At 69.0% G+C, this 15,154-nt stretch carries 14 protein-coding genes; 11 read left to right on the top strand and 3 right to left on the bottom strand.

The features are described 5' to 3' along the window. The first annotated feature begins 136 nt into the window (after nucleotides 1-136). The 9 genes from MAY35_RS11550 to MAY35_RS11590 all read left to right on the top strand — a co-directional run bounded on the left by MAY35_RS11550 (nucleotide 137) and on the right by MAY35_RS11590 (nucleotide 8,553). On the top strand, nucleotides 137-391 hold the full coding sequence (locus MAY35_RS11550) for a glutaredoxin family protein (protein ID WP_238421439.1): 255 nt from the start codon (nucleotides 137-139) through the stop codon (nucleotides 389-391). Nucleotides 392-515: 124 nt separating this feature from the next. Beyond that, nucleotides 516-1,376 (top strand): redox-sensing transcriptional repressor Rex, encoded by an 861-nt coding sequence (locus tag MAY35_RS11555; RefSeq protein ID WP_238421549.1) that lies wholly within the window; start codon nucleotides 516-518, stop codon nucleotides 1,374-1,376. Next, nucleotides 1,373-2,770, top strand: a complete 1,398-nt coding sequence (locus MAY35_RS11560; protein ID WP_238421440.1) for a glutamyl-tRNA reductase — start codon at nucleotides 1,373-1,375, stop codon at nucleotides 2,768-2,770. The genes MAY35_RS11555 and MAY35_RS11560 overlap by 4 nt, the downstream gene beginning before the upstream one ends. Continuing rightward, nucleotides 2,767-3,711 carry a hydroxymethylbilane synthase gene (gene hemC / locus MAY35_RS11565; RefSeq protein WP_238421441.1) on the top strand — a complete coding sequence of 315 codons (945 nt, stop codon included), beginning with the start codon at nucleotides 2,767-2,769 and terminating at the stop codon, nucleotides 3,709-3,711. Before MAY35_RS11560 ends, hemC begins: the two co-directional genes overlap by 4 nt. A 48-nt stretch (nucleotides 3,712-3,759) precedes the next feature. Continuing rightward, a complete protein-coding gene (locus MAY35_RS11570) occupies nucleotides 3,760-5,475 on the top strand; it encodes a bifunctional uroporphyrinogen-III C-methyltransferase/uroporphyrinogen-III synthase (protein ID WP_238421442.1) in 1,716 nt (571 codons plus the stop codon). A gap of 117 nt (nucleotides 5,476-5,592) precedes the next feature. Then, entirely contained in the window at nucleotides 5,593-6,570 is a 978-nt protein-coding gene (gene hemB, locus MAY35_RS11575) for a porphobilinogen synthase (RefSeq protein WP_238421443.1), read from the top strand. A gap of 119 nt (nucleotides 6,571-6,689) precedes the next feature. After that, complete coding sequence (locus MAY35_RS11580; RefSeq protein WP_238421444.1) at nucleotides 6,690-7,532, top strand: hypothetical protein; 843 nt, start codon at nucleotides 6,690-6,692, stop codon at nucleotides 7,530-7,532. Further along, nucleotides 7,529-7,987 carry a hypothetical protein gene (locus MAY35_RS11585; protein WP_238421445.1) on the top strand — a complete coding sequence of 153 codons (459 nt, stop codon included), beginning with the start codon at nucleotides 7,529-7,531 and terminating at the stop codon, nucleotides 7,985-7,987. The genes MAY35_RS11580 and MAY35_RS11585 overlap by 4 nt, the downstream gene beginning before the upstream one ends. Then, a complete protein-coding gene (locus MAY35_RS11590; protein ID WP_238421446.1) occupies nucleotides 7,984-8,553 on the top strand; it encodes an EbsA family protein in 570 nt (189 codons plus the stop codon). The genes MAY35_RS11585 and MAY35_RS11590 overlap by 4 nt, the downstream gene beginning before the upstream one ends. On the opposite strand, the gene MAY35_RS11595 is transcribed toward MAY35_RS11590, so the two are convergent. From MAY35_RS11595 to MAY35_RS11605, 3 genes are all read right to left on the bottom strand, one after another. Next, the gene (locus MAY35_RS11595; RefSeq protein WP_238421447.1) at nucleotides 8,535-9,239 is read right to left on the bottom strand and encodes a hypothetical protein; all 705 of its coding nucleotides are present in this window, start codon (nucleotides 9,237-9,239) and stop codon (nucleotides 8,535-8,537) included. The genes MAY35_RS11590 and MAY35_RS11595 overlap by 19 nt on opposite strands. A 92-nt stretch (nucleotides 9,240-9,331) precedes the next feature. Beyond that, on the bottom strand, nucleotides 9,332-10,246 hold the full coding sequence (locus tag MAY35_RS11600; RefSeq protein WP_238421448.1) for a manganese catalase family protein: 915 nt from the start codon (nucleotides 10,244-10,246) through the stop codon (nucleotides 9,332-9,334). A gap of 326 nt (nucleotides 10,247-10,572) precedes the next feature. Then, a complete protein-coding gene (locus MAY35_RS11605) occupies nucleotides 10,573-12,666 on the bottom strand; it encodes an acyl-CoA dehydrogenase (RefSeq protein WP_238421449.1) in 2,094 nt (697 codons plus the stop codon). 157 nt (nucleotides 12,667-12,823) lie between these two features. On the opposite strand from MAY35_RS11605, the gene MAY35_RS11610 reads away from it, so the two are divergent. Next, complete coding sequence (locus tag MAY35_RS11610; protein WP_238421450.1) at nucleotides 12,824-13,507, top strand: TetR family transcriptional regulator; 684 nt, start codon at nucleotides 12,824-12,826, stop codon at nucleotides 13,505-13,507. A gap of 182 nt (nucleotides 13,508-13,689) precedes the next feature. After that, entirely contained in the window at nucleotides 13,690-14,853 is a 1,164-nt protein-coding gene (locus MAY35_RS11615; RefSeq protein ID WP_238421451.1) for an acyl-CoA dehydrogenase, read from the top strand. Nucleotides 14,854-15,154: the final 301 nt, after the last annotated feature.

Below are 15,154 nucleotides of genomic sequence, written 5' to 3' on the forward strand. Positions count from 1 at the left end.
CTGGTCCAGCCTAGCGGCCCCGGTCGCCGATCCCGCAGTCCGCGATGCGGCTCCGGCGAGGGGGTGTCGAATCGCACATCGTCGCGCGCGCTCACCCGGGTGCGGGCGCGATCGCGGCGCTGCGAGGATGGTCGGTATGACGGTGGAACTGCTGACCAGGGCGGGATGTTCGGCTTGTGCGGCGGCCCGCGCCGACCTGACGCGGATCTGCGGCGATCTCGGAATCGGGTTCACCGAGGTCGACGTCGACCTCGCCGCCACCGACGGCCGTCCGGAGATCCGGGCGGAGTTCGGTGATCGCTTGCCGGTGATCCTGCTCGACGGGGACGAGCACAGCTTCTGGGAGGTCGACGAGCCGCGGTTGCGCGCCGACCTCGCCGGGCGGACCTGATCCGCCGCGGAACTCTTCCGCGCGCCTAACACAGGCCCCCGGGTCGCAGGGGGCCGTGTGAACAGATTCACAGGGAAGTTATATCCTCGACCTCGTCGTGACGTCGGGATGTGTAGGGGTGAGTGTGGGCGCGCAACGTGCGAAGTCGGCCGACGCCGATCCTCCCGCGTCCGTCCGGTCGCACTCCGCCACCGACCCGGCGTCCCTGATCGGCACCCAGCCCGCGATCGATGCCGCCGACATCCCCGCGCCCACCGTCACGAGGCTCGCAACTTACCTCTACGTGCTGCGTTCGTTCAGCCGGCGCGGCGTACTGATCGCCTCGAGCGGTGAGCTGGCGACCGCCGCGGGGGTCAACCCCGCCATCCTGCGCAAGGACCTCTCCTACGTCGCGGCCAACGGTGTCCGCGGGGTGGGCTACGACGTCGCCCGGCTGACGGCCCGCATCTCGATGACCCTGCACACCGACAGCATCCACACCGTCGCACTCGCGGGAGCCGGGACGCTCGGACGCGCGCTGCTGACCCACACCGGCTTCGGTCGCGGATTCCGGGTCGCCGCCATGTTCGACGACGATCCCGCGCTGGCCGGTGTGTCGCTGGAACCCGACGGTCCCGTGGTGGCGCCGCTCTCCGACATCGCATCGGTGTGTGCCCGGGTGGCCCCGGCGATCGAGATCGCGGTGATCGCGACCGCCGACGACGACGCCCGGCGTGCGTTCGACGCGTTCGTCGCGGCGGGGGTGACGCAGGTGCTCAACGTCACCCCGGTGTCGCTCTCGGCGGAGTCGGATGTCGTCGTCAGACAGGTTGATCTAGCCTTGGAACTACAGGTGTTGGCGTTCCAGGCCTCTCGTGGCACGGCACAGGCCCAGCGGAACGACCTTCGCGAACCGCCGCGCAGCTCCGTCGAGGAGCCGCGCGGGGGCAAGGCGTCCGATGCACGCCAGGGAAACGCAATGGGTGAAGAAACGGTGACAGCGTGAGTGTTCTGTTGTTCGGGGTATCGCACCGCAGTGCGCCCGTCGAGGTGCTCGAACGGTTGGCGGTCTCCGACCACGACCGTCCCAAGCTGGTCGACGCGCTGCTCTCCTCGCGGGCCATCTCCGAGGCGATGCTGGTCTCGACCTGCAACCGGGTCGAGATCTACGCGGTCGTCGACGCCTTCCACCCCGCCCTCGAGGCCGTCGGTGCCGTCCTGGGCGACCACTCGGGCATGACGGTCAACGACATGACCCGGCACGCCTACGTCCGCTACTCCGAGGCCGCGGTGGAACACCTGTTCACCGTCGCCGCCGGCCTCGATTCCCTCGTCGTGGGCGAGCAGCAGATCCTCGGCCAGATCCGCAACGCCTATCTGAGTGCCGATGCCAACGACTCCGCCGGACGCGTGCTGCACGAGCTGGCGCAGCAGGCGCTGCGCGTCGGCAAGCGTGTGCACACCGAGACCGGTATCGACCGTGCCGGGGCCTCGGTGGTCTCCGTCGCACTGCACCGCGCCAAGTCGTTGCTCACCGATCCCGCAACCGGTGCGCACCGCCTGCGCCGCGCGGTCGTCGTCGGTGCCGGCGCGATGGGTGGCCTGGCCACCGCGCAGCTGGCCCGCGAGGGCGTCACCGAGATGGTCGTCGTGAACCGGACCGTCGACAAGGCCGACCATCTCGCAGGCAACATCGCGGCCAACCACGGCATCAGCGTCCGGGGCGTCGGGCTCGACGATCTGCCGGCCGCGATGGCCACCGCCGACGTCGTCGTGACGTGTACCGGCGCGATCGGTGCGGTGGTGGGCGTGGGGTCGGTGCACGAGGCTCTCGCCTCCCGCGCCGGCAACGAGGCGGGCGGTAACGCGCCCGCACCGCTCGTCATCTGCGACCTCGGACTCCCGCGCAACGTCGACCCGGCCGCCGCGCGACTGCCGGGCGTGCACATCGTCGACATCGAGGGACTGCGCGGCGACTCCGAGACCCAGGCCGCCGAGAACGACACCCTCGCGGCGCGGTCGATCGTCGCCGCCGAACTCGCCGACTACCTGACCCATCAGCGCCAGGCCGAGGTCACCCCGACCGTCGCGGCGCTGCGTCAGCGCGCCGCCGACGTCGTCGAGGCCGAGATCCTCCGGCTCGAGACTCGCCTCCCGGACCTCGAGGGCGCGCAGCGCGACGAGGTCGCCAAGACCGTCCGACGCGTCGTCGACAAGCTCCTGCATGCGCCGACCGTCCGGGTCAAGCAACTGGCGTCGACCCCCAACGGGGACCACTACGCCGAGGCGCTGCGCGAACTGTTCGAGCTCAAGCCCGGTGCGGCGGAAGCGGTTTCGGCTCCCGACCATCTCGGTGGCCTGCCCGCGGGCGAGTCGACCGGCGAGCTGGGTGACCGATGAGCGCATCTTCTCCCGCGCCGATCCGGATCGGTACGCGGGGTTCGCTGCTGGCCACCACCCAGTCGCAGACCATCGCCGATGCGCTGATCGCCGCCGGCCATCCCGCCGAGCTGGTGATCATCAAGACCGCCGGTGACGCCTCGGCCGCCCCGGTCGCCGAGATCGGTGTCGGTGTGTTCACCACCGCCATCCGCGTGGCCCTCCGCAACGACGAGGTCGACGTCGCGGTCCATTCGTACAAGGATCTGCCGACCGCACCCGAGGACGACCTCACGATCGCGGCCGTCCCGACACGCGTCGATCCCCGGGACGCACTGGTCGCGCGCGACGGACTCGTGCTCGGCGAACTCCCGCCCGGCTCGGTCATCGGTACCTCGGCCCCGCGGCGGGCCGCGCAGCTTAGAGCACTGGGTCTCGGTTTGGAAATCCGCCCCCTACGAGGCAACCTAGACTCTCGGTTGGGCAAAGTCGCCAGCGGCGAACTCGACGCAGTCGTGGTCGCCCGCGCCGGGCTCGTGCGGATCGGACGCACCGAAGTGGTCTCCGAAGCGCTCGAACCGGTGGTCATGCTGCCGGCTCCGGCGCAGGGTGCACTCGCTGTGGAGTGCCGCTCAGACGATGCCGAACTGGTGAGAATTCTCGCCGAGTTGGACGACCCGTCCACCCGCGCGGCCATCGAGGCCGAACGGGCGGTACTCGCGGCTCTCGAAGCCGGATGTACCGCTCCGGTCGGCGCGATCGCCGAGGTGGTCGAGTCGATCGATGAGGACGGGCGCATCTTCGCCGAACTGTCGCTGCGAGCGGCGGTGGCGGCCGAGGACGGATCGGATGTGATCCGCGCTTCGGCGGTGGGTCCGGTCGATCGTGCCGTTCAGCTGGGCAAGGATCTCGCCGCCGAACTGCTGGAGCTGGGAGCGGGCGACCTCGTCAACTCTCCCTAGCAGAGAACGAACTGCAGCCCTCCCCGGAGGGCAGGAGAGTGCGAACCCATGAGCCGTACGAAGAAGGCAAATCCCGGACGGATCCTGTTCGTGGGGTCGGGTCCAGGTGATCCCGACCTGCTCACCGTGCGGGCGCGCACCGTGATCACCAACGCGACCACGGCCTACATCGACCCCGATGTGCCGGCACCGGTCGTGTCGCTGATCGGTAGTGCGCATCGCGACGAACCCACGCCAGACACTCGACGGTCCACCAAGAAGGCCGACAAGCCCGCAGACGACGCCCCGGCGGACGGTTCGACACCCGTCGCCGCGGACGGTTCCGTCGCGGACGCCGCGGCTGCCGAGGCCGGCGCCACCGCTGACGCCGCCCCCGCCGCCCCCGCCGACGAGGAGTCGGTGGTGCGGCCTGCCCTCGGCGATCCGGCCGAGGTCGCCAAGACCCTCGTCGCCGCCGCACGCAACGGCGACGATGTGGTCCGCGTCGTCGCCGGCGACCCGCTCACGACCGATTCGGTGCTGGCCGAGGTCAACGCCGTGGCCCGGACGTCGGTCACCTTCGAGGTGCTGCCGGGTCTGCCCGCCGCCTCGGTCGTCCCGAGCTATGCGGGTATGCCGCTGGGCTCGACCCACACCGAGGCCGACGTGCGCGGGGAGGTCGACTGGGCGGCGCTGGCCGCCGCCCCGGGCCCGCTGGTGCTGCACGCGACGTCGGGTCACCTGGCCGAGACCGCGAGCGCTCTCACCGAACACGGCATGGCCCCGCAGACCCCCGCCGCCATCACCATCAACGGCACCACGTGCGCCCAGCGGACCATCGAGGCCACGCTGGCGACCCTCAACGAGCAGGGCAATGCGCTCACCGGCCCGCTGATCGTCACCGTCGGCAAGGTCGTGGGTGCGCGCGGCAAGCTCTCGTGGTGGGAGTCGCGTGCCCTGTACGGCTGGACCGTGCTGGTGCCGCGTACCAAGGACCAGGCCGGCGACATGAGTGAGCGGCTCGTCAGCCACGGCGCGATGCCCAAGGAGGTCCCGACCATCGCGGTCGAGCCGCCGCGGAGTCCGGCGCAGATGGAGCGCGCCGTCAAGGGCCTCGTCGACGGCCGCTACCAGTGGGTCGTGTTCACCTCGACCAACGCCGTGCGTGCCGTGTGGGAGAAGTTCGCCGAGTTCGGTCTCGACGCCCGCGCGTTCTCCGGCGTGAAGATCGCCTGCGTCGGCGAGGCCACCGCGGAGAAGGTGCGTTCCTTCGGTATCAACCCCGAACTGGTGCCGTCGGGTGAGCAGAGCTCGCTGGGCCTGCTCGACGAGTTCCCGCCCTACGACGACGTGTTCGATCCGGTCAACCGGATCCTGTTGCCGCGCGCGGACATCGCCACCGAGACCCTGTCCGAGGGGTTGCGCGACCGCGGCTGGGAGATCGACGACGTCACGGCCTACCGCACCGTGCGCGCGGCCCCGCCGCCCGCCGAGACCCGCGAGATGATCAAGACCGGCGGCTTCGACGCGGTCTGCTTCACCTCGAGCTCGACGGTCCGCAACCTCGTCGGCATCGCCGGAAAGCCGCACGCGCGCACCATCGTCGCGTGTATCGGACCCAAGACCGCCGAGACCGCAACGGAATTCGGGCTGCGGGTGGACGTGCAGCCCGAGAATGCCTCCGTGATCGAGTTGGTCGATGCGCTCGCCGAGCATGCCGCCCGGCTGCGGGCCGAGGGCGCACTTCCGCCCCCGCGCAAGAAGTCCCGCCGTTCGCGTTCGTGAACTGCCTCGCTCCCTGAGGCGCCGCCCTGAGGTGAGCGACGAGCCCCGACCGCTCCCTGAGGTGCGAGGAGCGCAAGCGACGAGCCTCGACGGGCCCGTGAACGACAAGGAGACACCATGTCACCGGTGATCAGGCCGCGACGGTTGCGCACCACCCCGGCGATGCGTCGCCTGGTCGCCGAGACCTCGCTCGAGCCGCGGCATCTGGTGCTGCCGATGTTCGTCGCCGACGGCATCGCCGACCCGGTGGCGATCTCCTCGATGCCCGGTGTCGTCCAGCACACGATGGATTCGCTGCGGTCGGCGGCCGCGGAGGCGGTCGAGGCCGGCGTCGGCGGACTGATGTTGTTCGGGGTGCCGCAACCCGAGGACAAGGACGCGACCGGCTCGGGTGCGGACGCCGAGAACGGCATCCTCAACCGTGCGTTGCGCACCCTGTCCGACGACCTCGGTGACGCCACCGTCCTGATGGCCGACACGTGCCTGGACGAGTTCACCGACCACGGGCACTGCGGCGTGGTCGACGAGCGGGGGCGCGTGGACAACGACGTCACGCTCGACCGGTACGTCTCGATGTCGCTGGCCCAGGCCCGCGCGGGTGCGCATCTGCTGGGGCCGAGCGGGATGATGGACGGCCAGGTCGCCACGATCCGTGCGGCGCTCGACGCCGAAGGCTTCACCGACACGGGCATTCTCGCCTACAGCGCCAAGTACGCCTCGGCGTTCTACGGTCCGTTCCGCGAGGCCGTCGGGTCGTCGCTGCAGGGGGACCGCCGGACGTATCAGCAGGATGCGGCCAACCGGATCGAAGCGCTGCGCGAGGTCCGCCTCGATCTGGAGGAGGGCGCCGACATCGTCATGGTGAAGCCGGCGATGAGCTACCTCGACATCGTGCGGGATGTCGCGGAGATGAGCGATGTGCCGGTGGCGGCGTATCAGATCAGCGGCGAGTACTCGATGATCACCGCGGCGGCCGAGCGCGGATGGATCGACCGGGATGCGGCGATCCTCGAGTCCCTGACCTCCATTCGGCGGGCCGGTGCCTCGATCGTCCTGACCTACTGGGCTGCCGAGGTCGCGCGGCGAGTTTCCTGATCCGGCGCGCGGCGACTTTCGTGATCGGTCGCGCAGCGACTTTCGTGAGCGGGCGCGCGGCGCTGCCGGCGACACCGCGTGCGGCGGTTGCCGAGGCCCGGGTTCACTAGGCTGGTCGCATGTCCTCCCCGTACGACCCGCCGCACCCGCAGAACGCCACGGCGTCGCGCCCTCCGGTTCCCGATTCCGTGTCCATCGCCGTCGAGTTGTGGGCGGTGGTGATCGTCGGGCAGATCGTGGCGTTGTTCGCGCAGACCGGCACGTTCGTCGACATGGTGCGCGACCAGGTTCGTACTGCCCCTCCGGAGGGCGTGTCGGCCGATCAGCTCGAGTTCATGACGTCGTCGGGCTTCGTGGTCGGCGTGCTGGTGGCGACGTCGGTGTTCCTCACCGCGATCACGGCGCTGGTCGTCTGGTTCACGCGCAAGGGCTACAACTGGGCTCGCATCGTGTTGTCGGCGATGGGTGTCTACGTGATGGTCAATCTGCTGTTCTCGCTGTTCGGGGACACGTCGCCGGCGTGGGCGATGATCCCGCTGGTGATCAGCGGTGTCGCCGCGCTCGGCGCGACCGTCCTGCTGATGCGCGGCGAGTCGGAGAAGTACTGCCGGGAGATGGCGACCGCGCGGAAACCGCAGCCGGTGCACCCGCCCGCGCCGCCTCACCCGTATCCCTACGGCCAGAACCCGTACGGCCAGAACCCATACGGCCACAACCCCTACGAGCAGAACCCCTACGGCCAGAACCCCAACACCCGAAGTCCGTACGGCCAGGACACGTACACCCAGAATCCGTACGGCCAGAGCCCGTATGAGTCGAGTCGTGCCGACGATGAGTCGAAGCGCGCCGCGGCCGCGGAGGACAGGCCGTATGGTGACAGCCACCATCGGAGCGGGGAAGATCGGAGCGGGGGCGCCGACCGCCATCCGGAGAACCACAGCGAAGGACCGAAGAACCAGTGACCAGTCCCGACCCGGCGCAGCGACCGAAACTCGTCGTCTGGGCCTACCGCTGTTGGCTCGTGTCCGGTTCGCTGCTGGTGGCGCTCGGCGCGCTCGTCATCGTCCTGTCGGCGCTCGACGACTCGGGCACGGTCGCGTCCGGTGTGCTCGGCGCGATGGTGGCGGTCGTCGGCGTCGCGTTCATCCTGCTGGGCAGCAAGGCGTTCACCGGCGACGCGAGATGGCGGTCCTCGTTGTCCGCGCTGACCCTCGTCGTCGTCGCGATGCTGTTGTTTCTCAGCGTCGGGCTCGGGTCCCCGGTGTTCGCGCTCGCGCTGATCGCGGGGATCATCGGTCTGTTCGGTTCGTTGCTCGCCTACCGGCCGCCGTCGGAGACCTGGTACACGGGTAAGGCCCCCGAACCCGAGAAGCACGCCGAACCCAAGAACCGATCCGGGCGCAAGAAGCGATCGTGAGCGACGAGACGCCGGACGCCACAGGGCCGGAGGACGAGGCACCCGTCGGCGAGACCCTGTTCTACGAACCCGGCGGCAGTTGGTGGGTGGTGCTCATCGGCCCGCTCCTGGTCGGCGGGGTCCTCGCCGTGGAGATCGCGGGTCCCGGGCAGGTGCACTGGCCGGTGCTGGCGATCTTCTTCGTGATCCTGCTCGGCTTCTCGGTCGTGCAGGTGTCGGCGGCACGCCGCCACGTCAGCGTCGAGCTCACCGAGACCACCCTCCGGCAGGGGGCGGTGACCATCCCGCTCTCCGACATCGAGAAGGTCTTCCCGCCCAATCACGGTGCTGCCCCCGAGGATTGGGAGAGTGCGTCGGCCCTGGGCGAACTGCACGGCGTGCCGCGCCGCCGGAAGGGTATCGGGGTGGAGCTGACGACGGGCACGCTCGCGCAGGCGTGGGCTCGCGACATCGAACGATTCCGCAGCGAGCTCACCCAGGCCCATGAGGCGGTGCGCATGGGGTTGCCGCCCCGGTCGTCGAAGCGCTCGACCACCGAGGCGGAGTCTCAGGACGAGACCGAGTGACGTCCGGTCCTGCTGTCGCGGTAGGCGCGGCGGCGTAGGTCACCGAGCCACGACGGCGCGAACTCGACGCTCTCGGGCCGGTGCAGGATCGGGTCGAAGTCGACGTCGAGCCCGGTGAGGACGTGGTCGAGTTCGATGCGGACGACGGGGACGAACCGTCCGGCGCCCGCTTCCAGCACGATCACGATGGGCTTGTTCTGGCGCAAGCGCGCGGCCAGGTCCTCGATCGACAGACCCGACGATTCGGCCGGCTCGACGATGCGCGCACGAATCCAATAGAGGTCGCCGTCGTACCGGTACGGCGTCAGGCTGGACACCGCGGTGGCCCAGTGCGTCGTCGGGAGCGGCACGGGCAGGCGGCCGGCCAGCGGGGCCGGACCCGCGAGTAGCAGATCCCAGGCGCCGGTCGCATTGGTCGACGGTGAGACACCGCCCCCGCCGACGGTGCCCTGATCGGTCGCCGGGAAGCGGATCGCCAACCCGACGATGTCGGGCAGCCCGCCGGGGGTGCCGATCCCCTTGGACACGCGCACCGACACCGGGCCGCTGCGGAAGGGGAGTGGGTGGTCTGCGGACACCGAGGCACGGCCGCCGCACAGCAGACCATCGGGATGGAACACGCGTGCGTGCCGTAGCGCGCCGAGCCATCTGAACGGGGTCGTGATGAGGTCGGGAATTGAGCTCATGAAAACTCCGGTGATCGAGTGGATGCACACGCGCCCGGTGGCGAACCTCGTCGGTTCGCCACCGGGCGGCGTGCGGGGAGCAACGTGCCGGTCTATCCGGTCGGGTCCGGATCGACAGCGTCCTTGATCTTGCCGATGACGCCCTTCTCCGTGCCCAACTGCGGCTTCTGGGGGGTGCCCATCGCGCCGTCGTAGGTGGCGTAGAGCTTGGGGTCCGGCGGCGGGCCGGACTGCCGGTCGCCGAGCGGCTGCGGGTCGGCGAGGAACTTGAACTCGTGCGCTCCGTCGGGGGTGGGGCCGCTGGCCCAGCCGCCCTTGTTGGAGTCCTCCCCGTCGGAGAGATGCCACAGGGTGCTGGCGTGCTCGCTGTACTCCTCGTCGAAGAGGTCGTCGGGGGCGATGGTGCCCTCCAGCCCGTCCTCCTTGAGCTCCTCGATGCCCTTGAGCCACAGGTTCTGGTGGAACGTGTCGCGTGCGAGATTGAACCGCAGCATGGCCTTCACGCCCGGATCGTCGGTCATGTGCCACAGGCGCGCGGTCTGCACGCGACCCTGGGCCTCCGCGGTCACGTTCGCGTGGAAGTCGGCCAGCAGGTTTCCGCTGTGGGTGATGTACCCGCTGTTCCACGGCACGCCGTTGCTGTCGGCGAGACGCGGTCCGCCGCCGGCGAAGATGGCCTGGGTCGGGTCGGTGCCGCCCAGAACCGCGGCGACGACCGGGTCGCCGAGGGCGTTGGCCGTCGAGTCGGTGACCGGCGCACCTTCGAGCAGGCGCGCGACCATGGTGGCGATCATCTCCACGTGACCGATCTCCTCGGTCGCGATGTCCATGATCATGTCCTTGTACTTGCCCTTCATGCGGCAGTTCCAGCCCTGCATGAGGTACTGCATCGTGACGGTCATCTCGCCGTAGGCACCGCCGAGCAATTCTTGGAGCTTGCGGGCGTAGATGGGATCCGGCTTCTCCGGCTTGACGTCGAACTGCATGTAATCGGTATGGCGGAACATGTATTCCCCTCACAGATCGGATCGAGTCGCTCGTCGGCAGAGTGTGTTACGGCGCGCAAGAGATTGCGCTGCAGCGCTTCCGCGGATCGACGGGCCGTGGTGGACGGTTCGGGTGGGACGGATCGCGATGCCGGCCTGACCGGACGCGAGACCTGCGCGATCTCGTCGTGCGTCGCGGCGTGGTCTTCACTGCGGCGTCGGCGGCAGTATGCCCGGGATGACACGGTTCAAACCCCGGTGTCCGCTCGGGGTGGTCCGGATGCAGAACGGGCGCGACCCGACTGCGATGTTGCAGTCGGGTCGCGCCCGGTGGGGACTGGGGAAGATCAGCCGTTGGAGAGCATCGGTGCCCGCAGCAATTCCTCGGGGACGCCGAAGGCGTCGACCAGCGACCGCGCGTGCGGCCGCAGGTCCTGGCACAGCTCGTTGACGCCGCGGCGGATGGCCTTGGCGCGTTCGACCGAGATGTGCCGGTGCATCAGGAACCACGAGAGGTCGTCCTCGAGCGCGGAGTACACGAACAGATCGCACACCTTGCCCAGAAGCTCTGCGGCCGAACGTGAATCGCAGGTCTCGATGGCTTCGACGAAGGCCTCGAGCACCACCCGCTCGATGTGCGCGTGACCCACACGCAGCAGGTGATCCTGTGCGTTGTTGAAGACCTCGAAGGCGTCGTTGTCGTCGTCCATCGCCCGACGCAGTCGTTGCGCGCACGTGCGGACCAGGTGGTCCTCGCGATTGCGGAACAACCGGATCTGAGTACTGCGGTCGGTCAGTGCCGACTTCTCGGTGTCCTCGTCCGAGCCGTCGAGCAGGGTCTGCACGACCTGGCGCACCGCGGTCTTCTCGGCGACGACGTCGCGTGCCATGCCGGCGATGAACCGGACCCAGCCGCCCGCGGACAGCCCCTGCACGTCTTCGGAGTAGGCCGACAGCAGTTCCTTGGCGATCAGCTGCGTCATGATCGTGTTGTCGCCCTCGAAGGTGGTGAACACGTCGATGTCGCCGCGCATGATCGAGAGCTGGTTCTCGTCGAGATACCCAGCGCCGCCGCAGGCCTCACGGCTGACGTTGATCGCGTGGGAGGCATGCCAGGTGGCGTAGGCCTTGAGGCCCGCGGCCTGTCCCTCGAGCTGGCGCTGGCGCCCGGCGTCGGAATCGTCGGGTGCGACCGACTGCACCTCGTGCAGTTCGGCGACGATCTCGTTCTGCGCGAACCCGATCGCATACGACTTGGCGATGAGCGGCAACAGCTTTCGCTGGTGGCCCAGGTAATCCATCACCGTGATCTCGTCGGTGCCGTCGGGTGCCTCGAACTGCTTGCGGATGAGTCCGTAGCGGGTCGCGAGCGCGAGCGCCTTGCGGCCTGCGGCGCCCGCGGTCGCGGCGACGCTGACCCGGCCGCGGATCAGTGTGCCGAGCATGGTGAAGAAGCGGCGGTTGGTGTTCTCGATGGGGGAGCTGTACGTGCCGTCCTCGGCGACGTCGGCGTACCGGTTGAGGAGGTTCTCCGCCGGGATGCGGACGTTGTCGAACATGATGCGGCCGTTGTCGACTCCGGCCAGACCGCCCTTGTAACCGCAGTCGCTGGTGGTGACGCCGGGCAGGTCGTTGCCGTCCTCGTCGCGGATGGGGACCACGAAACAGTGCACGCCACGACCCTCGGGCTCCTCGCCCGGCCCGCCGGTGACGAGCTGTGCGAACACGGCCGCGAAGCGTGCGTGTTCCGCCGCTCCACCGATGTAGTCCTTGCGCGACGACGGAGTCGGGGAGTGCACCACGAATTCACGGGCATCGCGGTCATAGGTGGCGGTGGTCTCGACCGCCTGCACGTTGGAGCCGTGGCCGGTCTCGGTCATCGCGAAACAACCGAGCACGTCGAGGTCGATGATCCCCGGCACGTACTTCTCATGATGCCGCTTGGTGCCCAGGTTCTCGACGGCACCGCCGAAGAGTCCCCACTGCACGCCGGCCTTGACCATCAGCGACAGATCGGCGTAACCGAGCATCTCGATCGCGGTGATCGATGCACCGATGTCGCCCGTTCCGCCGTGGTCGGAGGCGAATCCCGCGGCGGCGAACCCCTGCGACGCGAGTTCGCGCATCACCTCGAGGGTGTGCGCGCGGGCTTCGTCGAGAGTGCGGGACGGGTCCGGCAGCAGATCGGCGCGATTGGAGTTCTCGCGCACCGTGTCCCTCGTGGCGCGCCAGTGGCCGTCGAGGACGAAGCGCAGGTTGTCGACGAGTAGGGCCCGCTCCTCCGCCGACAACTCACCGTCGGCGGACACGTCCGCGGGGGCGACCGGATCGTCGATGGTGGGCTCGGTGGCGATGGGGGTGGGACTCGTCGTCGACGGAGTCTTCTCGTCCGAACTCTTCTCGGCCGGAGTCTTCTCGGAGGGAGCGGTGGGGGTTGCCATGGCTCCACCGTACGTAGTGACCCGGCGTCGGAACTAGCTTTTGTGGCGCCTGCTACTGACGAGTAATGATCGCCATCCGATGTACGGGTCGGCGCCGAACCGCCTTCTCGGGGCCGGTCTGCCGGCCGCTGCGCCGCGGTGTGGTGATACTTGACCCATGTCAGTCGCGGATACCGACCCGGCCGCCTTCCGGATGCGCGTCGTCGCCGAGTCGATCCGGTTGTTCAGCGAGAACGGTTACGAGTCGACCACCGTCGACCAGCTCGCGGCCGCCGCGGGGATGTCCCGGCGCACGTTCTTCCGGCAGTTCGGGTCCAAGGAGGACGTGATCTTCGCCGACCACGAGTCGCTGCTGGCCCAGGTCGGGGAGCGCCTCGCGGCCGACACCGGTGACCCGTGGCCGGCGGTGTGCGCGGCGGCCGAGCTGGTCTTCGGGCACTTCGTGCGGGACCGGGACCTCGCGGTGCGTCGCGCGCAGGTGGTGCAGGAGGTCCCGGCGTTGCGGGATCGGGAACTGGTCACCACCTACCGCTACCAGGGCGCATTCGAGGATTTCCTCCGTCGTCGACTGCCCGACGAGAGCCCGGTGCACGTCGTCGCCTACGTCGCGGCGGTCACGGGCACCCACAACTACCTGCTCCGCCAGATGATCCGAGGCGACGCCGATGCGACCCTGGCGCGTCTGCGCGTAGAGCTCTCCCGAGTGGCGGTGGCACTCGGTGCCGAGGATGGGCACCCGCGGGTCGAACCGGACAGACGGGTCACCGTCGTCACCTATCCGGCCGGGACATCGCCGACGGAAGTCGCACGTCGCGTGGCCGAATCGCTGAGCGATGACTGACCCGGCGGGCGGCCGTGGGACACGGGCCGCGGATTCGTGGACAATCGGACGAGCAAGCCCCATGCGCATTGACATGGCACTGAGTGCCGTGGTGCACTGGTCGTCAACATCTGCCGGTACACGCGTGCCGGGAACGAGCAGGGACCCACAAGCTGGCACCGCAGGTGCCGTGAGGAGTTGTCATGGGCTACGGAAATCCCGACTTCAACGTCTTCGAACTCCCGGAGGAGCATCTGGCGCTGCGTGATGCGATCCGCGCTCTCTCGGAGAAGGAGATCGAGCCGCACGCCGCGGACGTCGACGAGAACTCACGGTTCCCGCAGGAAGCCCTCGACGCGCTGGTCGCATCCGGATTCAACGCCATCCACGTGCCCGAGGAGTACGGCGGCCAGGGCGGCGACTCCATCGCGGCATGCATCGTCATCGAAGAGGTCGCCCGTGTCGACGCGTCGTCGTCGCTGATCCCGGCCGTCAACAAGCTCGGCACCATGGGCCTGATCCTCAACGGCTCCGAGGAACTCAAGCAGCAGGTGCTGCCGTCCATCGCCTCCGGCGAGGCGATGGCGTCGTACGCACTGTCCGAACGTGAGGCCGGCTCCGACGCCGCGGGTATGAAGACCCGCGCACGCAAGGACGGCAACAACTGGGTCCTCAACGGCACCAAGTGCTGGATCACCAACGGCGGCAAGTCGTCCTGGTACACCGTGATGGCCGTGACAGACGCCGACAAGAAGGCCAACGGCATCTCGGCGTTCATGGTCCACAAGGACGATCCCGGCTTCACCGTCGGACCGCTGGAGAAGAAGCTCGGTATCAAGGGGTCGCCCACCGCGGAGCTGTACTTCGAGGACTGCACCATCCCGCTCGACCGCATCATCGGCGACGAGGGCACCGGCTTCAAGACCGCGCTGCAGACCCTTGACCACACCCGCCCGACCATCGGCGCGCAGGCCGTCGGCATCGCGCAGGGCGCGCTCGACCAGGCGATCGCATATGTCAAGGACCGCAAGCAGTTCGGCAAGCCGATCAGCTCGTTCCAGGGCGTCGAGTTCATGATCGCCGACATGGCGATGAAGGTCGAGGCCGCGCGCCTCATGGTCTACACCTCGGCCGCCCGCGCCGAGCGTGGCGAGAAGAACCTGGGCTTCATCTCCTCGGCGTCGAAGTGCTTCGCCTCCGATGTCGCGATGGAGGTCACCACCGACGCCGTGCAGCTCTTCGGCGGCGCCGGCTACACCCGCGACTTCCCGGTCGAGCGCATGATGCGCGACGCCAAGATCACCCAGATCTACGAGGGCACCAACCAGATCCAGCGTGTCGTCATGAGCCGCGCGCTGCTCCGCTGATCGCTTTCCCTCTCACAGGTTCGCCCCGTCGGCTTCGGCCGGCGGGGCGAATTGCTTTTGCGCGGTGCTGTTCCCGGGGCCGTCGACCGTGCGTCGGTTTTCGTCGACTGTGCGTCGAATCGCGTCGACTGTGCGTCGAATCGCGTCGACTGTGCGTCGGTTTTCGTCGACTGTGCGTCGATTCCCGTCGACCGTGCGTTGATTTCCGTTGATCGTGCGTCGGTTTTCGTCGAGTGTGCGTGTGGTCCGGTGCGGAACGCGGTCCGAACGACCTCGGCATACCTTCGTGGCCACGTTCGTA

The sequence above is a fragment of the Gordonia sp. 'Campus' genome, assembly GCF_022206305.1.
Classification (GTDB): domain Bacteria; phylum Actinomycetota; class Actinomycetes; order Mycobacteriales; family Mycobacteriaceae; genus Gordonia.